Origin of the sequence: Streptomyces sp. NPDC097640, from assembly GCF_040302705.1 — a bacterium.
In the GTDB taxonomy this organism is placed as follows: Bacteria; Actinomycetota; Actinomycetes; order Streptomycetales; family Streptomycetaceae; genus Streptomyces.
In genome coordinates, this window is record NZ_JBEOSB010000046.1 from 1 (window position 1) to 21279 (window position 21279).

Consider the following 21279-nt stretch of genomic DNA (forward strand, 5'->3'; position numbering starts at 1 on the left):
GCCGCTGGTCTGCTGCGGATGGCCAATGACCCGGGCACGGCTCTCAAGGGCATGTGGGATGCGTTCCAGAAGGACCCGTCGGAGGGTCTTGGCCGTTTGGTGCCGGAGTTGATCGGCACGAAGGGCCTGGGCGGGGCGAAGGCTGCCGTCACCGCTGCGGAGCGGCTGCCCGCCACCGTCGCGAGGACCGAGCGGTCGGGGTTGCAGACGCTGGCCAAGGACGGCCCGGCACCGCACGCCACGCCCGACGTTGCGAAGACCGCCGGGGGGACCGACCCGGTGGACCTGGCGTCGGGGCGGATGTATCTGCCGCAGCGGGATGTGCTGCTGCCGGGGGCGCTGCCGCTGGTGTTCGTACGCCGGGTGGAGTCGGGGTACCGGGCGGGCCGGTGGTTCGGCCCGTCATGGTCGAGCACCGCCGACCAACGACTGGAGATCGGCGCACGGGGCGTGGTCTTCGTCTCCGAAGACGGACTGCTGCTGTCGTACCCTCACCCCGCCCCCGGCCTGCCGACCCTGCCCGAACTAGGCCCCAGGTGGCCGCTTGAGCGCACGGCAGAAGGCGACTACACACTCACCGACCCGGACACCGGCCACACCCGCTACTTCACCGGCCCGCAAGGCGGAGGCGACGGCGAGGCCCCGCTCGCAGAGATCAGCGACCGCAACGGCCACCGCCTGACCTTCGAATACGACACCGACGGCGCCCCGACCAGCATCGTCCACAGCGGCGGCTACCACCTCAACATCACCACCGAAGACGGCCGCATCACCGCCCTCCACCTCGCAGGCGCCGACCAGCAGCTCATCCGCTACGCCTACACCGACGGCAACCTCACCGAAGTCACCAACTCCTCCGGGCTGCCGCTGCGGTTCGAGTACGACGCCGAGCGCCGGATCATCGCGTGGATCGACACCAACGACCGCCGCTACGACTACCTCTACGACAACCGGGACCGCTGCATCGCCGAGGGCGGCACCGAGGGCCACATAGCGCTGCGCATCGACTACGGGCCCACGGATGAACGGACCGGTCATCGGGTCACCACGGTCACCACCGCAGAGGGCCACGCGACTCGTTATCTGGTGAACGACCGCTGCCAGGTCATCGCCGTGACCGACCCCCTCGGCCACACCACCCGCACCCATCGCGACCGCCACGGCCGCATCCTGACCCACACCGACGCCCTCGGCCGGACCACCAGCTACCGCTACGACGCGGCCAACCGGCCGGTCTCGGTCACCGCCCCCGACGATTCCGAACGGACCGCCTCGTACAACGGCCTCGGCCTTCCGGTGGAATCCACCGAAGCCGACGGGACCACCTGGCGGTACGCGTATGACGACCGGGGCAACCCCACCGCCGCTACCGACCCGTTGGGCAACGCCACCCAGTACACCTACGACGACCACGGCCACCTGGCGACGGTCACCAACGCACTCGGCGACACCACCCACATCCGCTGCGACCCGGCCGGACTCCCCGTCGAGATCACCGACCCCCTGGGCGCGGCCACCACCTACCACCGCGACGCCTTCGGCCGCCCCACCACCATCACCGACCCCCTCGGCGCACCCACCCGCCTGGAATGGACCACCGAGGGCAAACTGTCCCGCCGCACCGCCCCCGACGGCACCCAGCAGACCTGGACCTACGACGGCGAAGGCAACCTCACCACCCACATGGACGCGGGCGGCGGCCTGACCCGTTACGAGTACACCCACTTCGACCTGCTGGCCGCCCAGACCACCCCCGACGGCGTCCGCCACGAGTTCACACACGACACCCAGCTGCGCCTCACCCAGGTCACCAACCCCCAGGGCCTGACCTGGACCTACACCTACGACCCGGTCGGCCACCCGCTCAGCGAGACGGACTTCGACGGCCGCACCCTCACCTACGAGTACGACCCGGCCGGTCAACTCATCTCCCGCACCAACCCGCTGGGCCAGACCGTCTCCTTCGGCCGCGACGCCCGCGGCCGGATCGTACGCAAGGACGCCGACGGCCAGGTCACCACCTTCACCTACGACCCCGCCGGGCGGCTGACGGAGGCCGTAGGCCCGGACGCGGCGCTGACCTACCGCCGGGACCGGATGGGCCGGGTGACGGCCGAGGTGGTCGACGACCGGGTGACGACCCATGCCTACGACGCCCTGGGCCGCCCCGTGCGCCGCACCACCCCCTCCGGCGCGAAATCCACGTTCGCCTACGACGCGGCGGGCCGCCGCACCGAGCTAACCACCTGCGGCCACACCCTGGACTTCACGTATGACGCGCTAGGCCGGGAAACCACCCGCCAACTTGGGCCCACCGCCACCCTCGCGCAGATCTGGGACCCGGCCGGACGGCTGGCCGAACAGACCCTGACCGACCCAGAGGGCTCAACCCTCCAGCACCGCGCCTACACCTACCGCCCCGACGGCCACCTCACCGCCATCGACGACCAACTCCGCGGCCCCCGCACCTTCGACCTCGACGACGCCGGCCGGGTCACCACCGTCCGCGCCGAAGGCTGGACGGAGACCTACGCCTACGACGAGGCGGGCAACCAGACCCACGCCACCTGGCCGGACAAGCACCCCGGGGCCGACACCACCGGCCCTCGCTCGTACACCGGCACCCGCATCACCCGCGCCGGACGCGTCCGCTACGAACACGACACCGCCGGCCGCCTCACCCTCCGCCAGAAGACCCGCCTGTCGAAGAAACGCGACACCTGGCACTACACCTGGGACGCGGAGAACCACCTCACCACCATCACCACCCCCGACGGCACGATCTGGCGCTACCTCTACGACCCCCTCGGCCGCCGCACCGCCAAACAACGCCTCGCCGACGACGGCGAAACCGTCGTGGAACGAGTGGACTTCACCTGGAGTGGCCGCACCCTCGTCGAGCAGACCACCATCGCACCTGACCTCCCTGATCCGGTGACCCTGACCTGGCACCACGACGGTGTACGGCCGGTGGCACAGACCGAGCGCATCGCCGAGGCCACCAGCCAGCGCGAGATCGACCGCCGCTTCTTCGCCATCGTCACCGACCTCGTGGGCACCCCCACCGAACTCATCGACGAGACCGGTGACATCGCCTGGCGCACCCGTACCACCCTCTGGGGCACCACCACGTGGGGCCGCGGCAGCACCACGTACACGCCGCTGCGCTTCCCCGGGCAGTACTACGACCCCGAAAGCGGCCTCCACTACAACCACCATCGCTACTACGACCCCACCACCGCCCGCTACACCACCCCCGACCCCCACGGCCTCACCCCCGCCCCCAACCCCGCCGCCTACGTCCCCAACCCTCATCTCTTCATCGACCCGCTGGGGCTCTCGCCGTACAACTCCAGTTCCGGGTGGAATGACGTGAGTTCAGCTGACGACGTGGGTGATATCCCACAGGACTTCAATGTCTTCGGCCGCCCCGACAACGAAACAGTGTTCGCCGGTCATGGCGGCATCCGAGAGGGCGACACCAGCATGGTGAAGGTCCCCGAAGGTACAGAGGTCGCCGTATACACCGAGCACGGTGGATATGTCACAGGCCCCAAGGCGTACGACATTGAAGCAGCAAATCCCAAGCCAACGACCACCTTCAAGCCGGGCCAGTACATCGAGGACTATTCGCTTTTCCCGCCGGACAGCATTTCTCCCTCCGGCAGTGCCATAGTGGTCGCCGAGGAGACCCGTCTCAGTGAGCTGCTGAAGCCCCACATGGGCCGGGTACACTGGGCCGCTTGTCGCTCGGTCCTCTGAGCTCCAGGAGTGCACTGCGATGACCCACTACGCGGACTTTTCCCCCTACGCCTACACAACAGGATCGGTCCCCGACGGAACCCCGGCGGTCAATATCGGGTGGCTGGAGCCGGACGAGGAATTCCCCCGGGGCGCGGTTCCGGAGGAATTCGTGCGAACCCTCGCGCTGCTGTGCCGCGACGACCGCCACATGGTGATGCGCGGATGGCACCGCTGTCGCCTCCCGCACCCAGGTGGAGAGATCCCATATCCGGCGGCCATCCACGTAGGCCAGGACCGCGTTTCCCTCGGCAGCGCCGAGGTCCGGGTGGTGGGCCGCGACGGCGGGTGGCTGGTCGCGCCCAATCTCGTCCACCACTACATCACCGCGCACTCCTACCTCCCGCCGGAGGAGTTCATCGAGGCGGTCATGGCACGGAGGACCGCCCTACCGCGGGCGTGACGCGCCGGGGCGGACAACGGCCCGCCCCGGCGCCCAATCCTCCCGCCCCGGCTCCCGGCGCGGTTCAGCAGCGCCGGGGCTTGGTCCAGGAGCACTCCAGGTCGGCGGCCCCGCCTCGCTCTGTCACAGCGGGTGGCCGGACGGCGGTGGTGGCCCGATCCGCCCCGGACTTGGCGAGCGTCACCACGATCGCGTCCTCCACGCTCTTCACGGACGACGCGAGGTAGTTGTTGAGGACCACGCTGTAGGCCAGCTCCCGGCCGTCCGCGTCGGTGACGTATCCGGAGAGCGCGGAGGCGCCGGTCAACGAGCCGGTCTTGCCGCGCGCGTTGCCCGCCGCCGGGGTGCCGCACATCCGCGAGCGCAGGGTGCCGCCCACGAACCGGTCCGGGGCGCAGGCCACGGGCAGCGAGGCGTACCAGTCGGCGTACCAGGGCTCGTCGCGGACCGACAGCAGCAGTTCGACGAGGCGGCCGGCCGCGACGTTGTCCATCCGGGACAGCCCGGAGCCGTCGACCTGGCGCACCGCGCCGACATCCACGCCCTGCTTCTTCAACCAGTCGGAGATGGCGGCGAGGCCCGCGCTCCAGGTGCCGCGGCCCGCCGTCTCGTAGCCGATGGTCTTGGTGAGCACCTCGGCGTGGATGTTGTTGGACAGCTTCATGAACGGGATCAGCAGTCGCTTGAGCGGCATCGACTGGTGTGAGGCGAGCTGCCGCGCGTCGGCCGGGGTGGCCCGGCCGAGGCGGGTGGCCCCGGCGACCTTGACGCCGTGGTCGGCGAGCGCGTCGGCGAACACCGAGGCGGCGTAGCCGGTGGGCTCCCAGACGCTGACCCACTCCTTGGCCGGGCCGCTTCCCGCGCGGATGGCGCCGCTGACGGTGATGGTGTTGGAGCCGTGCTGCCGTTCCACGGAGAGGGTGGAACCACTTCCGGTGGCGGCGGTAGTGGCGCGGTTGTCGATCCGGAGGTAACCGGTCTTCGGGTTGAGCGCGACCTTCGGGCGGTCTCCCGGCGTCGCGCCGGGGGTGGTCTCGACGATGACGCTGCCCGCGTCGTAGTCGGTGTCGGGGGCGAGGTTCAGCGGGGAGATCTGGGCCGCGTAGTAGGAGGACTCGTCGTCGGCGGCCCAGGAGCGGCCGACACGCTGGGTGTCGAACCGGGTGTCGTCGGCGATCAGCCGCCCGGTGACCCGCTTGATGCCCGACTCGGCGAGCCGCGCGGCGAGTTGCTGGTAGTCCGCGGCGAGCATCGTCGGGTCGCCGGTGCCGCGCAGGTACAGGTCGCCCTTCAGTACCTTCCCCCGGCGGCTGCCGTCCGTCAGCACCTCGGTCCGGTACGTGTAGTCGGGGCCGAGCAGCCCCATGGCGGCGGCCGAGGTGAGGAGCTTGGTGTTGGAGGCGGGCATCAGCCGGTCGTCCGGCCGGTGCCGGTAGACGGTGGCGCCGGAGTCGGCGTCGGCGACCACCACCCCCGCCGCGCCGCCCTTCAGCAGGGGGTCGGCGAGGATGGTGTCGAGGGCGGTCCCGAGGTCGGCTCCCGGGTCGGCGCGGGAGGTGTCCGCGCCGGCCGGTGAGCTCCAGGTGAGGGTGGCGACGAGGCCGATGACGAGGGGCCAGATCCAGCCTCTCGTACGGCGGTTCAGGTGATCCGCGGCTCTGCTCATGCCACCGGAGCATCCCCTACGGCGGCGCGTCGCGACAGGGCGCGCGCACGGGACGCCGCCGCCGGGCGCGCCCGCGGTTCAGCCGAGTCCCCAGGCTCGTCCCATCCGGTAGGCGGCGCAGAGGTCGACGTCCAGGACGTACGCGGCGGCCGTGCCGCACTGGGCGGCGCCGGTGCCGGGGTCGACCGGCTGGCCGTGGCCCATGCCGGTGATGCTGTACGTCTCGGCCACCGTTGCCCCGGAGGCATCGGTGTACACCTGGTGCGGATAGCCGCCGACCGTGTCCTCGGCGTCGGGGGTCCGGTCGGCGCCCTGGACGTTCGTCCACTGCGCCACCAGGTCGGTCATGTTGACGGGCTTCACGGTGTAGTCGGCGGTGCCCTGGAACACGGTCAGCCGGGGCCACGGCCCGGTGTATCCGGCGGGCGCCGCCGCGCGCACCCGGTCGCCCCACTGCCCGGCGGTCTGGCTCGCGCCCACGTACATGCAGAGGTACGGCGATCCGGCGGCCTGCGCGCAGCCGTACGGCAGCCCGGCGACGACCCCGCCCGCGGCGAACCGGTCCGGGTAGCCGGCCATCATCGCCGAGGTCATTCCGCCCCCGGCGGACAGCCCGGTGACGTACACCCGCGCGCGGTCGGCGCCGGTGTCGGCGAGCTGCCGGTCGACCATCTGCCTGATCGACTCGGCTTCTCCCTGGCCGCGGGTGATGTCCCCGGTCTGGAACCAGTTGAAGCAGGAGCTGATGTTGTTGGCGGTGGTCTGTCCGGGCAGCACGACGGAGAAGCCCCAGCGGTCGGCCAGTTCGGTCCAGCCGCTCTGCGTTCCGTAGCCGGGCGCGGTCTGCGTGCAGCCGTGCAGCGCGACGACCACGGGGCGCCCGGCGGGCAGCCCGTCCGGCACATAGCGGTACATCCTCAGCGCGCCCGGGTTGGACCCGAAGCCGGTGACCTCCTGGACGGCGGCCTGGACGGGCCGGGCGGTGGCCGCCTGCGCGGCGGGGGCGGGCAGCAGGACTGCGGCGAGGGCGGCCAGAAGGGTCAGTAGCCTCAGTGGCGTTGCGGCCGTCAGGGCCACGGCGACTCTTGTCTCGGTCATGCCAACAGAACGTAGAAGCGGGGCCGCCACCCCGATATGGCGCGGGACCCCACAACGGCAATGGCCCCGCCGGTTCGCGGCCCCAGGGCAGCCGGCTCCGGGCCTACCCGCCCGCGGCCCCGTCCAGGCGCCGCATGGCGGCCTCCAGGGCCGAGCCGGGCTCGACGATGTACGCCACGAGCAGCTGGTCCGGCTCCTCGGGCAGGCGTAACGCGCGGAAGTCCATGGAGAAGGGGCCGATGCTCTCGTGGTACAGGCGGTAGCCGCCGTGGGTCTTGTCCACCACGTCCTGGTCCTCCCATAACCGGCGGAAGTCGGGGCTCTCGTCCGACAGTTCGGTCACGAGCCCGGTCAGTTCCGTGTCATCGGGATGCAGACCGATCTCCAGCCGCAGCCGCGCGATGACGTCGCGGGCCTTCGCCTCCCAGTCGCGGTACAACCCGCGGGAGGCCGGGTCCAGGAACACCAGCCGGGCCATGCTGCGGTCCCGTACCGGCACCGCGCCGAAGTCGCCGAACACCGAGGCGGCCAGCCGGTTCCACGCCAGCACGCGTGTCCTGCGGCCGACGACGTACGCCGGGGCCTGTGTCATGGAGTCCAGCAGCCGCTGGAGACCGGGCGCGGCCCGCTCCTCGCAGCGGTGTCCGTTGCGCCGGGCGGGACGGGCGAGGTTGTGCAGATGGGCGCGTTCCACCTCGTCCAGGCGCAGCGCGCGGGCGATGGCGTCCAGCAGTTCGCCGGAGATCTTCTCGTTGCGCCCCTGCTCCAGCCGTACGTAGTAGTCGACCCCGACGCCGGCGAGCCGCGCCAGCTCCTCGCGTCGCAGCCCGGGCACCCGGCGCCGGTCCCCGTAGGTCGGCAGGCCGACGTCCGAGGGGCGTATCCGCGCGCGACGAGAACGGAGGAATGCCTTCAGTTCTGCCTGTCGGTCCACCTTCTCAGTGTCGGTCAAGGCGCCGTAGCACGGGAAGACGGCGACAACAAGGGGTCCACGGGCGTCCTCCCTCCGGGGCGCCGCCGCGGGTGACGCTCACGTGGACCGCGACAAGAACGGGGGACACGGTGTTCAAGCCCGTATTCCGGAGTCGGCACACCACGGACTTCGCCTCGTACGAGCGTGCACTCAGGCTCGGTGCCCTGCTGGTGAGGACGGTGGAGCTGCCGCCCCACCGGACGTGGCGGCTCCCCGGGAGGGAGGGCCTGCCGCGCCCCGACATGCACCAGCTGCTGGTGCCCCTGCGCGGGACGCGGCTGCGGGCGGCGTGGGACGGCTCTGCGAGCGTGTCGGTGGCGGGTGATCTGTATGTCCACGGCGTGTCGCCACCGCAGTCGGCCGCCTTCGAGGCGGTCGACGGGCGGGGCCGGTGCGAGGCGGTGTCCGTCGCCTTCCCCGGCGCCCTGCCACGGCTGCCCGTGGGCGGGATCGACGGGTTTCCGGGGCGGCGGATCGCGGGCGACAGGGGCGTCGGGCCACTGCTGACGGGGTTTCTCACCCAGGTCGTCGGGCATGCCGAGGAACTCCGGCCGTCCGATGCTCCCCGGCTGGGGAACGTACTGGTGGATCTGTTGTCGGCGTTCTTCGCGCAACTGCTGGAGTCCGAGGCGGCCCCCGAACCGGAGAGCGCCCGCCGATCCCTGACGCTGCGCATCGGCGCCTTCATCCAACAGCATCTGCACGACCCGGGCCTGAGCCCGGTCACCATCGCGGCCGGACACCACATCTCCGTCAGCCACCTGCACCGGCTCTTCCAGGAACATGGCGGCACGACCGTCTCCTCCTGGATCCGCCGGCAACGCCTGGAGGCCGCCCGCCGCGACCTCACCGATCCCCTGCTGCACACCACCCCCATCCATCGCATCGCCGCGCGCCGGGGATTCACCCATGCCGCCGTGTTCAGCCGCGCCTTCCGCGCCGCGTACGGGCTGCCGCCCAAGGACTACCGGCACCAGGCGCTCGCCGCGCCGGCCCCGGCGCCCTAGTCCCGGCGATTACCAGGTGACGGGCAGTTCGTGGACGCCGTAGATGAAGCCGTCGTGTTTGAAGGGGATGCGGTCCACGTCCGTCGCGAGCCGCAGGGTGGGGATGCGCCGGTAGAGCGTGCCGTAGACGACCTGGAGTTCGAGGCGGGCGAGTGGCTGGCCCAGGCAGTGGTGGACTCCGGTGCCGAAGGCCACATGGCGCCGGGCGTCGCGGGCGATGTCCAGCCGGTCGGGGTCCGGGAAGACGGTGGCGTCGCGGTTGCCGAGATCGCTGGCGATGATCACGCCCTCGCCGGCCCGGATGACCTGGCCGCCGATCTCGATGTCGGCCAGCGCCACGCGCCGGCGCCCGTTGTGCGCGATGGTGAGGTAGCGCAGCAGTTCCTCGACCGAGGAGGCGATCAGCTTGGGGTCGTCGGTCTCGCGGAGGCGGGCGAGCTGTTCGGGGTGCTGGAGCAGAGTGAAGGTGCCGAGGCCGATCATGTTGGCGGTGGTCTCGTGGCCACCGAGCAGCAGGAGCACGCCCATCAGGGCGGCGTCCTCGCGGGACAGCTCGCCCGCCTTGACGCGCGCGGCCACGGCGGACAGCAGGTCGTCCCCCGCGGTGTCCATCTTCCTGCCCACCAGGTCGTCCAGATACCGGAAGAGCCTCTGGTGGGCCTCCAGGCGCTCATCGGGGGTGGCCGCCCGGCTGATCAGAGTCTTGCTGTTGGACTGGAAGAACGCGTGGTCCTCGTACGGCACGTCCAGCAGCTTGCAGATCACCAGGGAGGGCACCGGCAGCGCGAAGGCCTCGACCAGATCGACGGGGTTGGGGCCGGCCAGCAGATCGTCGATGAAGCCGTCCACCATGTCCTGGACGAGGGGGCGCATCGCCTCGATCCGCTTGACGGTGAAGGCGCCGCTGACCATCCGGCGCAGCCGGGCGTGTTCGGGGTCGTCCATCGTGACGAAGCTGAGCTTGCCGCCCTTGCTCTCGGTGGCGTGCGGGAAGCCGGGGCTGCTCGGGTCGGCGCTGAGCCGGGGGTCGGTGGACAGCGCCTTCTGTTCGGCGTGGCGCGTCACCAGCCACGGTGTGCTGCCGTTCCACAGCCGCACCCTTGTCAGCGGGCCGTCGTCCTGGAGGGCGCGCAGCCCCTCCGGAGGGTCGAGGGGGCAGCGGGGCGGCCTGGCCATGGGGAACTCGGGGAGGTCGGCCGAGGCGTCTTGGGCCGTGTTCACCGGGGTGGACATGTCTCTCCGTCCTGAGAAGTCATCGTGCTCACTCGGTCCCGCTGAGCGAGATCGCGGCGGCGGGGCACACACTGGCCGCTTCCTTTACGGCGGTGTGCAGTTCGGCCGGGGGCTCCGCGTCGAGGAGGACGACGATGCCGTCCTCGTCGCGCTGGTCGAACACCTCCGGCGCGAGCAGCACACACTGGCCCGCGCCGCAGCACTTCACATCGTCAACAGTGATCTTCATTGCCGTGTCTCCTCGACCTGGCGGTGGCGGTGGTGGGGGGATCGGAGGGCGGCCGGTCGCGTCACCACCGCACCGGGACCTCGCGCAGCCGGCCGACGACCAGCCCCTCGACCCGGCGCAGCTCATCCGCGCCGGACGCCAGGTCGAGGGTGGGCAGGCGGCGCAGCAGTACGTCGAGCACGGCCTGGAGTTCGGTGCGGGCCAGGGGCTGCCCAAGGCAGGAGTGGGCGCCGGCGCCGAAGGCGAGGTGGGGGTTGGGGCTGCGGCCGGGGTCGAGCTCACCGGCGCCCGCGAACGCGCTCTCGTCGCGGTTGGCCGCGGCCATGCTACAGATCACGGTGGTGCCGGAGGGGACCACTCCGCCGGCGATCTCGGCGTCCTCGTGGAGGTATCGGGGGATCCCGAAGCCGCCGTTGGGGTCGTAGCGGAGCACCTCTTCCACGGCCGTGCGGACCAGCGACCGGTCGGCGAGCAGCCGCTCCCAGTGGCGCCGGTCGGCCAGCAGCATGGCCACCATCTTCGCGATCATGCCCGCGGTGGTCTCGTGTCCGGCGACCAGCAGCGCCTGGGCGGTGGCCACGAGGGCGGCGTCGGACATCGGTGTGCCCTCGGCGTCGGTGGCGGCGATCAGCTCGCTGAGCAGGTCGTCACCGGGGTGTGTGCGCTTGCCGTCGACGAGCTGGGTGAGATACGCGGTGAACGCCGCCTGGGCGGCGTCGATCTCGGCCTCGGTGTACTCGGTGAGACTGAGGGTGACATCGGACCAGTGGGCGAACGAGTCGCGCTCGCCCTCCGGGACGCCGAGCATGTCGCAGATCACCCACACCGGCAGCGGGAAGGCCAGGTGTGTGACGAGGTCCGCGGGTTGGCCGTGGGCCAGCATCTCGTCGATGAGCCGGTCGGCCATCGTCTCGATCGCGGGCCGCAGCGCGGCCATGCGCCTGGCCGTGAACCACTTGCCGACCATCCGCCGCCACCGCTGGTGGCCCTCGGCGGCGAGGATGTTCGCCACCGGGCTGTTGAACAGCCCGCCCGACTCGGTGTCGATGATCCGGGCCGCGCCGGGCGCGTTCAGCTCCCGGGTGAACCTCGGGTCGGCCAGCACGCTTCTGACGTCCTCGTACCGTGTGACCAGCGAGGCCCCGTCCCCGCTTGGCAGGGTCACCGGCGCGACCGGGCACCGCTCCCGCAGCTCGGTCCACTCCGGGGGCGGCTCCAGGGCCGCGGGGGCGGGGATGGGGTAGTTCAGGGTCCGTTCGCCGCGCACATCACTCACAACGGCCTCCTGCGTCAAGGGGCTTGGTGGCTCGGTACGTCCAGCCAACCGGAACGCCAACATTCAAGTCAAGCGCATGACTTAAAAACCGGCCGTTCCCGAGACCGCTTCGAGACCGCCCCGAACACGCCGTCAGACGGCGGCGTGTTCGGAGCACAGGCAGCCGACGCCCTTGTCGATCCACTCCCGACCGGCCCACTCCGGGTGCCGCTCGATCATCAGCGCCCTGACCTCCTCGACGATCGTCTCCTCGCTCATGGCCGAGTCCCGGCGTACCCAGGTCTCGTCCCGCAGCAGTTCGAGGTAGCCGCGGACATCCGCCAGCAGCCGCGGGCCGCCGATGTCACCGTGGCCGGGAACCACCACCCGCGGGCCGGCGGCGGCCAGGCGTCGTATCACCTCGATCCAGCGGATGCCGGACACATCGGTGTCGTGCGGCGGGAACCAGGGGAAGATCGCGAACTGCCCGGTCTCCGCCAGGTCGCCGGTGAACATCACCTCCGCGTCGGGGACCGTGACCACCTGGTCGCCCTTGCTGTGCGCCCGGCCCGTGGCGCGCAGCCGGACCACCCGGCCGCCGAGGTCGAGGTCGTACGAGGTGTCGTAGACGAGGTCCGGGACGGCCAGTTCGACACCCTCCAGCTGCCGGGCCACCGGTTCGCCCAGCCCCCGGAACATGCCGAGGTAGCCGGGGCCCTTGGTGGCCAGATCCTCGGCCTGCGCCTTGTTGACCAGGAATGTCGCCGCCCCGGTGAACGTCTGCGCGCCGAAGGCGTGCTCGGGATGGAAATGGGTCGTGGTCAGATACAGCTTGCGGCCGCCCGCGTAGTCGGCCGCGAATCTCAGCACGGTGCCGGCGTTGCCCGGGCCCATCCCGGTCTCGACGACCAGCACGGAGTGCGTACCGCCGATGACGCCGATGTTGGGCACCAGCTGTACGCCACGGTTCGGGATCACCACCAGATCGCGGGCGAGCTCCCGCGCGCCTTCGGTCTGCACCACGGGATCGGGCAGCGTGTATTCGGTCATGACACGGACTCCTTTCAGGTCCGTCCAGTCCAGCGCGGTGCGCCCGGGCGGTCCAAGACCCGTTCCGCACGCCCGATACCGTGCGGGTATCGTGGCCGGTGATGGACCTTCGCTCGCTGCGCTACTTCGTGGCCGTCGCCGAGGAACGCCACTTCGGGCGCGCCGCGATCCGTCTGCACATGACCCAGCCGCCCCTGAGCCGGGCCGTCAAGCAGCTGGAGAGCGAGCTGGGCACGCCCCTGCTGCACCGCTCCGCCACGGGAGTCACCCTCACCTCGGCCGGAAGCGCGCTCTACGACGAGGCGCGCACCCTGCTGGACCGGGCGGAGCAGGCGCGCGCCCGGGTCGCCGCCGCGGCGGGCGCCGCCACCATGACCATCGGCACGCTCGCCGACAGCGCCGAGCAGGCCGGAAACCGCCTGGTCGCGGCCTTCCGCCGGCGTCACCCCGATGTCCAGGTCGGCATCCGCGAAGCCGACTTCACCGACCCGACCACGGGCCTTCGGGCCGGTCTCGTCGATGTCGCGCTCACCCGGGCGCCGTTCGACGACACCGGGATCAGCACCCATGTGCTGCGCTCCGACCCGGTCGGGGTGGTGCTGCGCGCCGGGGACCCGCTCGCCCGCCACGCCACGGTGCGGCTGCGCGATCTCGCCGAGCGCCGGTGGTTCCGGCTGCCCGACGGCACCGACCCCCTCTGGTCCGCCTATTGGACCGCCACCTCCCCCGGTGAGCGCCGGGACGGGCCCGTGGTCCGCACGGCCCAGGAGTGTCTCCAGGCCGTCGCCTGGAACGGCACGGTCGGGGTGATGCCCCTCGGGCACACCCTGCCCGAGGGGCTCATCGCCGTGCCGCTGGCCGACATGGCGCCCAGCCGTCTCGTGGTCGCCTGGAACACCGAGGGCGCCGATCCGCTCGTCCGCTCGTTCGTCCGCATCGCCGTGGCCCTCTACCGCCCGGCGGGGCCGGACCGCCCGGCGGCTCCGGCGGCGGGCGCGGCGCCTACGGCAGACGTATCGGCCTGAGCTCCTCGAAGCGGTCGCCCGGCCCCGGGTTGGCGGCGGTGGTCTTTCCGCCCAGCTGGCTCATCAGGCCCCAGACGGCGTTCAGCCCGGTGGTCACGGCGCCCTCGGCCCAGCCGCCGGTCCAGGAGACGTCGTCCCCGCACAGATAGATCCCGCGGTGCCCGGGGTCGAAGCCGTCCTGCATGAAGTGGCTGTACAGCCGCTCCTGATAGCGGTAGTGGCCGGGCAGGTTGTCGCTGAACGCGCCCATGAAATCGGGGTCGTCCTCCCATGAGACGGTGATGGGGTCACCGATGATGTGCGAGGCGATGTCGACGTCCGGGTAGATCTGCTTCAGCGAGTGCAGCATCAGCCGCACCCGTTCGTCGGCGTCCAGGGTCAGCCACTTCAGGGCGTCGTCGTTCCAGGCGTAGGACAGGCAGATGAGGGCCGGCTTGTCCGGGCCGTCGTCCAGCAGATAGGTCCCCCGGGTAAGCCGGTCGGTCAGCGTCGTGCTCATGATGTGCCGGCCGGTGGCGGGGTCGATGTCCTTCCAGAAGGGCCGGTCGACCACCACGAAGGTCTTCGACGCCTGCATGTAGTGGCTGCGCTCGATCGCGGTCCACAGTTTGTGGCTGAACAGCGACTCGTCGGTGTCGATCCGGGCGGACAGCAGCCAGGACTGACAGCTGGCGATGACGGCCGGATAGGTGGCCGTCCGGCCCCACCGGTCCGTCACCTCGATGCCGCCCGCCGGTTCGGCTGACCGCCAGATCCGCTTGACCGCCCCCCGGTGTCCGCCCGGGTGCAGCGCGGCCAGGCTGGTCCCGGCGGGCCAGTGCGCGAGCCGGTCCGGCGTGTGCCGCCACAGCTGTTGCGGCAGCCGCTGTGCGCCGCCGACGATGCGGTGCTGGTCGTCCTCGGCGCCCACGTACACCACGCGCAGGATCTCGAGGAACGAGTCGGGGAAGTTGGTGTCCCAGCCGCCCGTGCCGAAGCCCACCAGGCCGAAGGCCTCCCGGTATTCGAAGGGCAGCGAGGAGAACGCCTTCGAGGTGGCCAGGTAGTGGGAGAAGGACATGTCGTCGAAGAGCGGGACGAGTTCGTTCCACAGCTTCTTGACGGTGGCGTAGTCCCGGATCTCGATGGCCCGCCGCATGGCGGCGAAGTGCGCGCGCTCCTCCAGACAGGCGTGCCAGGCGTCGGCGACCTCGTGGAAGAAGCGCGGCAGGTCGCCGGGGGACTCCGCGTAGTGTTTCCGTCCGCCGATCTCGATGACCGTGCTGTCCGAGGCAGGGGTGAGCGGATTGGGGAAGGGCCGTGTCTCCAGGCCCAGCAGATCGACGTAGTGGTAGAAGGCCCGGCCCGACCGGGGGAACCGCATGCCGCCGAGGTCGGCGACCGGGTGGTCGGTGCCCGGCTGGCGCACGCCGCGCAGCCGGCCGCCGAGTTCGGACGACTCGTAGACGACGGGCTTCAGCCCGAGCCGCATCAGCTCGTACGCGGCCACCAGGCCGGACAGCCCGGCCCCGACGACGGCCACCTCGGTGCCGTGGTGCTCGGGCGGGATCGAGCCGAGGCCATCCGGGTGGGCCAGGTACTCGTCGTAGGGGAAGGGGAAGTCGGGGATCAGCATGGTGACCCCGCTGGAGGGCGTGTTCACGTGAGGCTTCCTGAAGGCGCTGGTGCCGGCCGCCGAACGGGCGCGGAACGGGTCGGTCGGTCAGTCGGACGAGGTGAGGTAGTCGGTCGCGCGGCGCGCCTCGCCGAGGGTCCGCAGGTCGACATCGCCGACCACGAGCCCGGTGCCGGATTCGCCGGCCGCGACACGCCGGCCGTAGGGGTCGCTGAGGCAGCTCAGCCCGGCGAACCGGGGGCCGGTGTGGTTGGCGTAGGCGATGTAGAGCTGGCTCTCCAGCGCCCGGGTGGGCACGACCATGCCGGGGATGAGCCGGGTGTCGAAGGGGTTCGCCTCCGCGCCGTGCGACGGCCTGAGCGGAACGGCGGTGGGGACGCAGAGCAACTCCGCGCCGGAGCGCGCCACCGCGCGGGTGAACTCGGGGAACTCGATGTCGAAGCAGACCCCGAGTGCGATGTTGACGCCGTGGAGCGGAACCACCGCCGGGGGCCGGCGGCCGGGCGTGAAGACGGCCTTCTCCGCCGCGCCGAAGAGGTGTTGCTTGTGATACCTGGTCAGCTCCGCTCCCCCGCTGTCGAAGAGGGACGCGCTGATGAAGCGCCCGCCGTCCGCGCGATCGACCGTCGAGGCCACCACGGCCAGCCGGTGCGAGCGCGCGATCGCGGCGATCTCGCGCCGGTGTGCCGCGCCGTCATCGTCGGCGACCGCCTCGGGGTCGTATCCGCTGACGAAGAGCTCCGGGGTGACCAGGAGCGCGGCTCCCCGGGCCCGGGCGCGGCGGGCGGCGTCGGCCAGCGCCGCGAGGTTGCGCTCCCGCTCCCCCACCAGGCCGGTGTGCTGCGCCACCGCCACCTTCAGGCGCGCGGCCCGAGGGGCGGTGGCCCCCGTGGCCCCCGTGGTCTCAGCGGGCGCCATCGAGCTCCCCCCGGCACAGCTGCCGGACCACCTCGGTGAGCACATCGACGCCCGCGCACAGGTCGGCGTCGTCGGTGTGCTCGCCCTCGTGGTGGCTGATGCCCTCCCGGCTCGGCACGAAGAGCATCACCGTCGGAACGGCGTCGTTCATGTTGATCGAGTCGTGTCCGGCCAGGGTCTGCACGGGCCGGCTGCTCAGCCCGAGCCCGTCGGCGCAGTCCCGGGCGAGCTCCACCCCCGCGGCGCTGTACGGGCGCACACCCCAGGCGTGGGACTCCCTGACCTCGACGGTGACCGCGGCGTCCTGCTCGATCTGCTTGACGCCCTGCTCCAGCAGCCGCTTGGCCTCCGCCAGAACACTCTCGTCGGCGGAGCGCAGATCCAGGGTCAGATCGACTCTGCGGGGGACGACGACCGGGGAGTTCGGCACCACCGTCAGCTGTCCGACCGAGGTGTGCAGCACACCGCCGGGGAAGCGGTCGGCGAGCTCGCGGGCCAGCACCACCAGCCGCGCGGCGCCGAGCAGCGCGTCATGGCGGTCGGCGATGACGGTGGACCCGGTGTGCGCCTGCTCGCCGTGCACGACGACGGTGAACTTCTCGGCGGCCCAGCACGATTCGACCAGCCCGATGGTGGCGCCCGTGTCCTCCAGGGACCTGCCCTGCTCGATGTGGATCTCGGCGGCCGCGGCGGGCGTGGGGCCCGTCCACGATCCGACCGGGTGGCCGATGGCCGCCAGGGCCTCGGCGACCGTCACCCCGTCGGTGTCCCGGATGGCCAGGGCCTCCGGGGCCGGGAGCTTGGCGGTGTAGACGGAGCTGCCCATCATGGACGGGGCGAACCGCGAGCCCTCCTCGTTGAACCAGTCCACCACCGCGAGGTTGTACTTCGGCCGCGCGGCCGGGTCGCCGTCGGCCGGGTCCTCGTCGGCCCGGCCGCCGTCGGCCCTGCCGTGCTCGGCGGCCAGCCGCCGGCCGGCGTGCAGCGCCGCCGCCACCCCGTAGGCGCCGTCGAACTTCCCGGCCAGCGGCTGGCTGTCGAGGTGGGAGCCGACCACCACATAGGGCGCGCCCGGGTGCCACTCCATCAGCCCGAAGATGTTGCCGATGGCATCCGTCCGCACCGTGAACCCGTACTGGCTCAGCAGCGTGGTGAACCAGGTCCGCGACTGGGCGTCGGCGACGCTCGCGGCCTGGCGGTCCACGCCGCCGCCCGGGGTGGCCCCGATCCGGCTCAGGGACCGGAAGTCGCGGAGGAACAGCTCGGCGTCGGTGTGGGTCGGCTTGGTGGTCATGGGGTTCTCTCCTGGGAAGACGTGGGGAACGCTGATAGGCGCGGGGAAGTGGGTCACGGGGTTCCGGGGGTGTCCCCCCGGTCCCCCAGGTCCTCCCGGTCCGGCCGGTGGCGGGCGGCCGCCAGGGCGAGGACGCGGCCGCGCACCCCGTACCAGCCGATGACCAGCCCGGGGGCGATGACGGCGAGCGTGCCGACGGTGTAGGTGCCGACGGGGTAGTCGAAGAGCATGAGCAGCAGGACCCCGCCGAGGAACGCCAGGGTGAGGTAGGAGGTCCAGGGGGACCCGGGCATCCGGAACGGCGGCCGGGCCACCCGGCCCTGCCGCGCCCAGCGGTGCAGCCTCAGCTGGCAGAGGACGATGGTCCCCCAGGTGCACAGGATGGCCAGCGCCGTCGCGTTCAGCGTGATCTCGAACGCCATCTTGGGGACCACGGCGTTCAGGCCCACGCCGAGGAGCGCGAGCGCGGCCGTGAACAGCACACCGCCGTACGGCACTCCGTGGCGGCTCAGGCGCGCCATGAACCGGGGGGCGGTGCCGCCCAGGGACATGGACCGGTAGATGCGGCCGGTGGAGTAGAGCCCGGCGTTCAGGCTGGAGAGCGCCGCGGTCAGCACCACCAGGTTCATCACGTCCCCGGCGCCGGGAATGCCGATGGCGGAGAAGAACGTGACGAACGGGGACTCGCCGGACGAGTACGAGGTGTAGGGCAGCAGCAGGGCGAGCAGCGCGGTGGAGCCCACGTAGAAGATCCCGATGCGCAGGACGACGTTGTTCACCGCCCGGGGCATCACCTCGGCGGGGCGGTCGGTCTCGCCCGCCGCCACCCCGATCAGGTCGATGCCGGCATAGGCGAACACGATGCCCTGCATGATGACCACCATCGGCAGCAGGCCGTGCGGCAGCAGACCTCCGTGGCCGGCGATCAGCGACGGACCGGTGTCATGGCCGCTCACGGGGAACCCCGCGGCCAGCACGAAGCCGCCGATCAGCAGAAAGAGGACCAGGGCGGCGACCTTGATCAGGGCGAACCAGAATTCGAGCTCCCCGAACAGCCGGACGGACATCAGATTCGCGCCGGTCACCACCAGCAGCGCGGCGAGGGCCAGCGCCCACTGGGGAACGCTGCTCAGGGCCGACCAGTAATGGACGTACACCGCGACCGCCGTGATGTCGACGATCGCGGTGAGCGCCCAGGACAGCGAGTACACCCACCCCGACACGAACGCGGCTTTCTCGCCGAAGAATTCACGGGCATAGGAGACGAACGAGCCGGACGTCGGCCGGTACAGCACCAGCTCGCCCAGGGCCCGGAGAATCAGAAAGGCGAAGAGGCCGCAGAACGCGTAGGCGAGCGCCAGTCCGGGGCCCGCGGAGGCGAGCCGCCCGCCGGTCCCGAGGAAAAGTCCGGTGCCGATGGCGCCGCCGATCCCGATCATCTGGATCTGCCGGTTGGAAAGGAGCTTCCGATGGCCCTGCTTTTCTCCATGGGAATCGGGTACTTCTGCGGGTGCGAGGCTCGTTTCACTGGCCACGGTCTTCCCCTTTCCGGCACGGCTGGATTCTGGCGTACGGATCCTCGGCGAGAAGGGTGGCAGCGGCACGCGGGCCGGACAATGAGAAATCGCACCGCCGGCGGCGGCAAAAATTGGGCGGATGCACAGCGGCTTCCCCGGTGCCCGCCGCGGGTGGCCCGGGGCGGCGGCCGCGGACGTACGCTGTGCCGGAATCCCCGGCCATGGGGACCGGGGCGCCAGAAGGGACGACCGTGTTCGCGGAGGATCGCGTGAGCGAGGACGGCGGGGGCTGGGACGGCCTGATCGCCCGGGCGCGCGGCCGGCTGCCCAGCATGGTGGAGCGGTTCCTGTCGAAGGTCATGGCGGAGCCCGCCTACGCCGCCTCCTCGCTGACCGCCGAGGATCTGCGGCAGCGCAGCGTCCAGACCTTCACGGCCATGCTCGACGCCCTGCGGACGGACGGGGACACGACCGCGCTGACCTCGCTCGCCGAGTCGCTGGGCACCCTGCGCGCCCGGCAGGCCATACCGCTGGACAGCCTGGTCCGGGTCATCAGGCTCGACTTCACGGTCCTGTGGGACACCCTCTCCGACCCGTCCCTGGACGCCGAACCTGCCCTGCTGGTGCGCCACGCGGGCCGCGTCTGGAGCACGGTGGACACCTTCGTCACCCAGGTCCAGGAGCACTACCTCACGGAGCGGAGCGCCATCCAGCTGGCCAACGCCGATCTTCAGCGCCACTATCTGTCGCAGCTGTTCGCTCCGGTGCGGCCGACCGAGGCTGTTCTGGACCGGATAGCCGGTGCGCTCCGCGTGCCCCGGTCGGGGAATTTCTGTGTCGCGGCCACCGCGAAGGACGACGGAATGACCGTCCAGCGGCGGATTCGGAGCTCCACCCGGCGCGGCGATGTCGTCTTCACCTATGACATGGGCCACCACACGCTTTTCATCTGGCCCACGGCGGAGGTCGCTCTCGGGAAACTCCCCCCGGGGATCAGCGCGTTGTTCGACGGAATGGCGGCCGCCGTCGCCCCCGTGGCCAGGGGGTTGGTGGACGTCCGGGAAGCGGCCGCGGCCGCGCGGGAGATCATGACCGATCTGCCGATGGACAGCTCAGGAATCACGACCCTGCTGGAGCGCTGGAAGACGGTGGCCCGGCACCAGTTGAGTCTGACCGGATGCGACCTGGGGCAACTCGTCTTCCCTTACCTGCACATGTGCACGGAGCTCGAGCGGGAGAAGATCCTGAAGACGGTGACCACCTATCTGGAGACCGGAAGTCTCGGCGATACGAGCCGGGCCCTGGACTGTCATCGCAATACGGTCCTGAACCGGCTCAACGCCTTTCAGAAATACACGGGGCTGGATGTGCAGCGTCCCCATGACGCGGCCGCCGTCATTCTCGCCCTGCCCTGAGCACCCAGCGGGCGGAACTCAGCGGAACTCAGGTGGACAGGCCCAGTTTGCGGCGCAGGCCCTGCGTCTTGGACTCGGCGCCACGGGCGGCGCGGGCGCGCAGGGCCTTCAGATAGTTCTCGCGCGTCCGCATGATGTGCGACTTCAGGATCTCCTCGAGCTCGTCCGTCCGGCCCGCGGCGAAGATCTCGACGATCCGCTGGTGCTCGTCGAAGGAGCGGGTGGGTTCCGTGGCGGCGAGGAAGGTGAGGTGGACGCGGAGGGCCGAGACACGGGCCAGGCTCATCTGGTAGGCGTCGCTCAGATAGCGGTTGCCGCACTGGGCGAAGAACGCCTCGTGGAAGGCCGTGTCGGCGGTGTTGTAGGCCTTGGTGTTGTTGTCCGCCAGGGCCTCGGTCATGGTGGCGACGGCCGTGCGCATGGTGGCGAGGGCGGCCCCGGGGTTGCGTTCGAGGGCCAGCTGGGCGGCGCGGACCTCCAGGGTGGTGCGGTATTCGCACAGCTCGAAGATCTCGTCCTCGGTGGGCTGGAAGACATACGTGCCCGACTTCGGCACGACCTCGACCAGCCCCTGGAGCTGGAGCATCCGCAGCGCCTCGCGCACCGGGGTGCGGCTCACTCCGAGGGCGGAGGCGAGTCCGTCCTCGGAGAGTGCCTCGCCCAGGTCGAAGTCGCCGTCCACGATCGCCGCGCGGAGACGCCGGGCCACGTCGGAGGCCAGCGACGAGGACCTTCTGCCGCTCGTCGTGTGTGCCATGCCCCTCCCAGCGCTCACCGCAA

17 protein-coding genes are annotated in these 21279 nt (G+C 71.2%); 5 read left to right on the forward strand and 12 right to left on the reverse strand.

The features are described from left to right. Together ABTY62_RS44535 and ABTY62_RS44540 are read left to right on the forward strand one after the other, a co-directional pair. Positions 1-3762 (forward strand): putative adhesin (locus tag ABTY62_RS44535; RefSeq protein ID WP_352135101.1); only part of this gene is annotated, 3762 nt, incomplete at its 5' end. Positions 3763-3781: 19 nt separating this feature from the next. Continuing rightward, a complete protein-coding gene (locus tag ABTY62_RS44540; RefSeq protein WP_352135102.1) occupies positions 3782-4204 on the forward strand; it encodes a DUF7919 family protein in 423 nt (140 codons plus the stop codon). 64 nt (positions 4205-4268) lie between these two features. Here the strand turns inward: ABTY62_RS44540 and dacB are convergent, their stop codons facing one another. The 3 genes from dacB to ABTY62_RS44555 form a co-directional block, all read right to left on the reverse strand. Further along, positions 4269-5870: a D-alanyl-D-alanine carboxypeptidase/D-alanyl-D-alanine endopeptidase gene (gene dacB, locus ABTY62_RS44545; protein ID WP_352135103.1), complete on the reverse strand. Its 1602-nt coding sequence runs from the start codon at positions 5868-5870 to the stop codon at positions 4269-4271. A 78-nt stretch (positions 5871-5948) separates the two neighbouring features. Continuing rightward, complete coding sequence (locus ABTY62_RS44550) at positions 5949-6968, reverse strand: extracellular catalytic domain type 1 short-chain-length polyhydroxyalkanoate depolymerase (RefSeq protein WP_352135104.1); 1020 nt, start codon at positions 6966-6968, stop codon at positions 5949-5951. Between the two features lie 103 nt (positions 6969-7071). Beyond that, positions 7072-7902, reverse strand: coding sequence for a helix-turn-helix transcriptional regulator (locus tag ABTY62_RS44555; protein WP_352135105.1), 831 nt, complete (start codon positions 7900-7902; stop codon positions 7072-7074). Between the two features lie 128 nt (positions 7903-8030). On the opposite strand from ABTY62_RS44555, the gene ABTY62_RS44560 reads away from it, so the two are divergent. After that, positions 8031-8948 (forward strand): AraC family transcriptional regulator, encoded by a 918-nt coding sequence (locus ABTY62_RS44560; RefSeq protein ID WP_352135106.1) that lies wholly within the window; start codon positions 8031-8033, stop codon positions 8946-8948. Positions 8949-8957: 9 nt separating this feature from the next. Here ABTY62_RS44560 and ABTY62_RS44565 read toward each other — a convergent pair whose 3' ends face one another. From ABTY62_RS44565 to ABTY62_RS44580, 4 genes are all read right to left on the reverse strand, one after another. Next, a complete protein-coding gene (locus ABTY62_RS44565) occupies positions 8958-10181 on the reverse strand; it encodes a cytochrome P450 (RefSeq protein ID WP_352135107.1) in 1224 nt (407 codons plus the stop codon). Between the two features lie 28 nt (positions 10182-10209). Beyond that, the gene (locus ABTY62_RS44570) at positions 10210-10410 is read right to left on the reverse strand and encodes a ferredoxin (RefSeq protein WP_352135108.1); all 201 of its coding nucleotides are present in this window, start codon (positions 10408-10410) and stop codon (positions 10210-10212) included. A gap of 61 nt (positions 10411-10471) precedes the next feature. Further along, positions 10472-11686, reverse strand: coding sequence for a cytochrome P450 (locus ABTY62_RS44575; protein ID WP_352135109.1), 1215 nt, complete (start codon positions 11684-11686; stop codon positions 10472-10474). Positions 11687-11818: 132 nt separating this feature from the next. Continuing rightward, the gene (locus tag ABTY62_RS44580; protein WP_352135110.1) at positions 11819-12715 is read right to left on the reverse strand and encodes an MBL fold metallo-hydrolase; all 897 of its coding nucleotides are present in this window, start codon (positions 12713-12715) and stop codon (positions 11819-11821) included. A 101-nt stretch (positions 12716-12816) separates the two neighbouring features. On the opposite strand from ABTY62_RS44580, the gene ABTY62_RS44585 reads away from it, so the two are divergent. Next, positions 12817-13740, forward strand: coding sequence for a LysR family transcriptional regulator (locus tag ABTY62_RS44585; RefSeq protein ID WP_352135111.1), 924 nt, complete (start codon positions 12817-12819; stop codon positions 13738-13740). Here ABTY62_RS44585 and ABTY62_RS44590 read toward each other — a convergent pair. The 4 genes from ABTY62_RS44590 to ABTY62_RS44605 all read right to left on the reverse strand — a co-directional run bounded on the left by ABTY62_RS44590 (position 13718) and on the right by ABTY62_RS44605 (position 19102). Continuing rightward, a complete protein-coding gene (locus ABTY62_RS44590) occupies positions 13718-15355 on the reverse strand; it encodes a flavin monoamine oxidase family protein (RefSeq protein ID WP_352135146.1) in 1638 nt (545 codons plus the stop codon). The two genes, ABTY62_RS44585 and ABTY62_RS44590, sit on opposite strands and share 23 nt — an antisense overlap. Before the next feature lie 87 nt (positions 15356-15442). Continuing rightward, positions 15443-16273: a nitrilase-related carbon-nitrogen hydrolase gene (locus tag ABTY62_RS44595; RefSeq protein ID WP_352135112.1), complete on the reverse strand. Its 831-nt coding sequence runs from the start codon at positions 16271-16273 to the stop codon at positions 15443-15445. Beyond that, the gene (locus ABTY62_RS44600) at positions 16260-17567 is read right to left on the reverse strand and encodes a M20 family metallo-hydrolase (RefSeq protein ID WP_352135113.1); all 1308 of its coding nucleotides are present in this window, start codon (positions 17565-17567) and stop codon (positions 16260-16262) included. The genes ABTY62_RS44595 and ABTY62_RS44600 overlap by 14 nt, the downstream gene beginning before the upstream one ends. A 53-nt stretch (positions 17568-17620) precedes the next feature. Next, positions 17621-19102 (reverse strand): amino acid permease, encoded by a 1482-nt coding sequence (locus tag ABTY62_RS44605; protein WP_352135114.1) that lies wholly within the window; start codon positions 19100-19102, stop codon positions 17621-17623. Positions 19103-19353: 251 nt separating this feature from the next. Between ABTY62_RS44605 and ABTY62_RS44610 the strand changes: the two genes are divergently transcribed. After that, entirely contained in the window at positions 19354-20499 is a 1146-nt protein-coding gene (locus ABTY62_RS44610; RefSeq protein ID WP_352135115.1) for a helix-turn-helix domain-containing protein, read from the forward strand. Positions 20500-20527: 28 nt separating this feature from the next. Here ABTY62_RS44610 and ABTY62_RS44615 read toward each other — a convergent pair whose 3' ends face one another. Beyond that, complete coding sequence (locus tag ABTY62_RS44615) at positions 20528-21256, reverse strand: GntR family transcriptional regulator (protein WP_352135116.1); 729 nt, start codon at positions 21254-21256, stop codon at positions 20528-20530. Positions 21257-21279 lie beyond the last annotated feature (23 nt).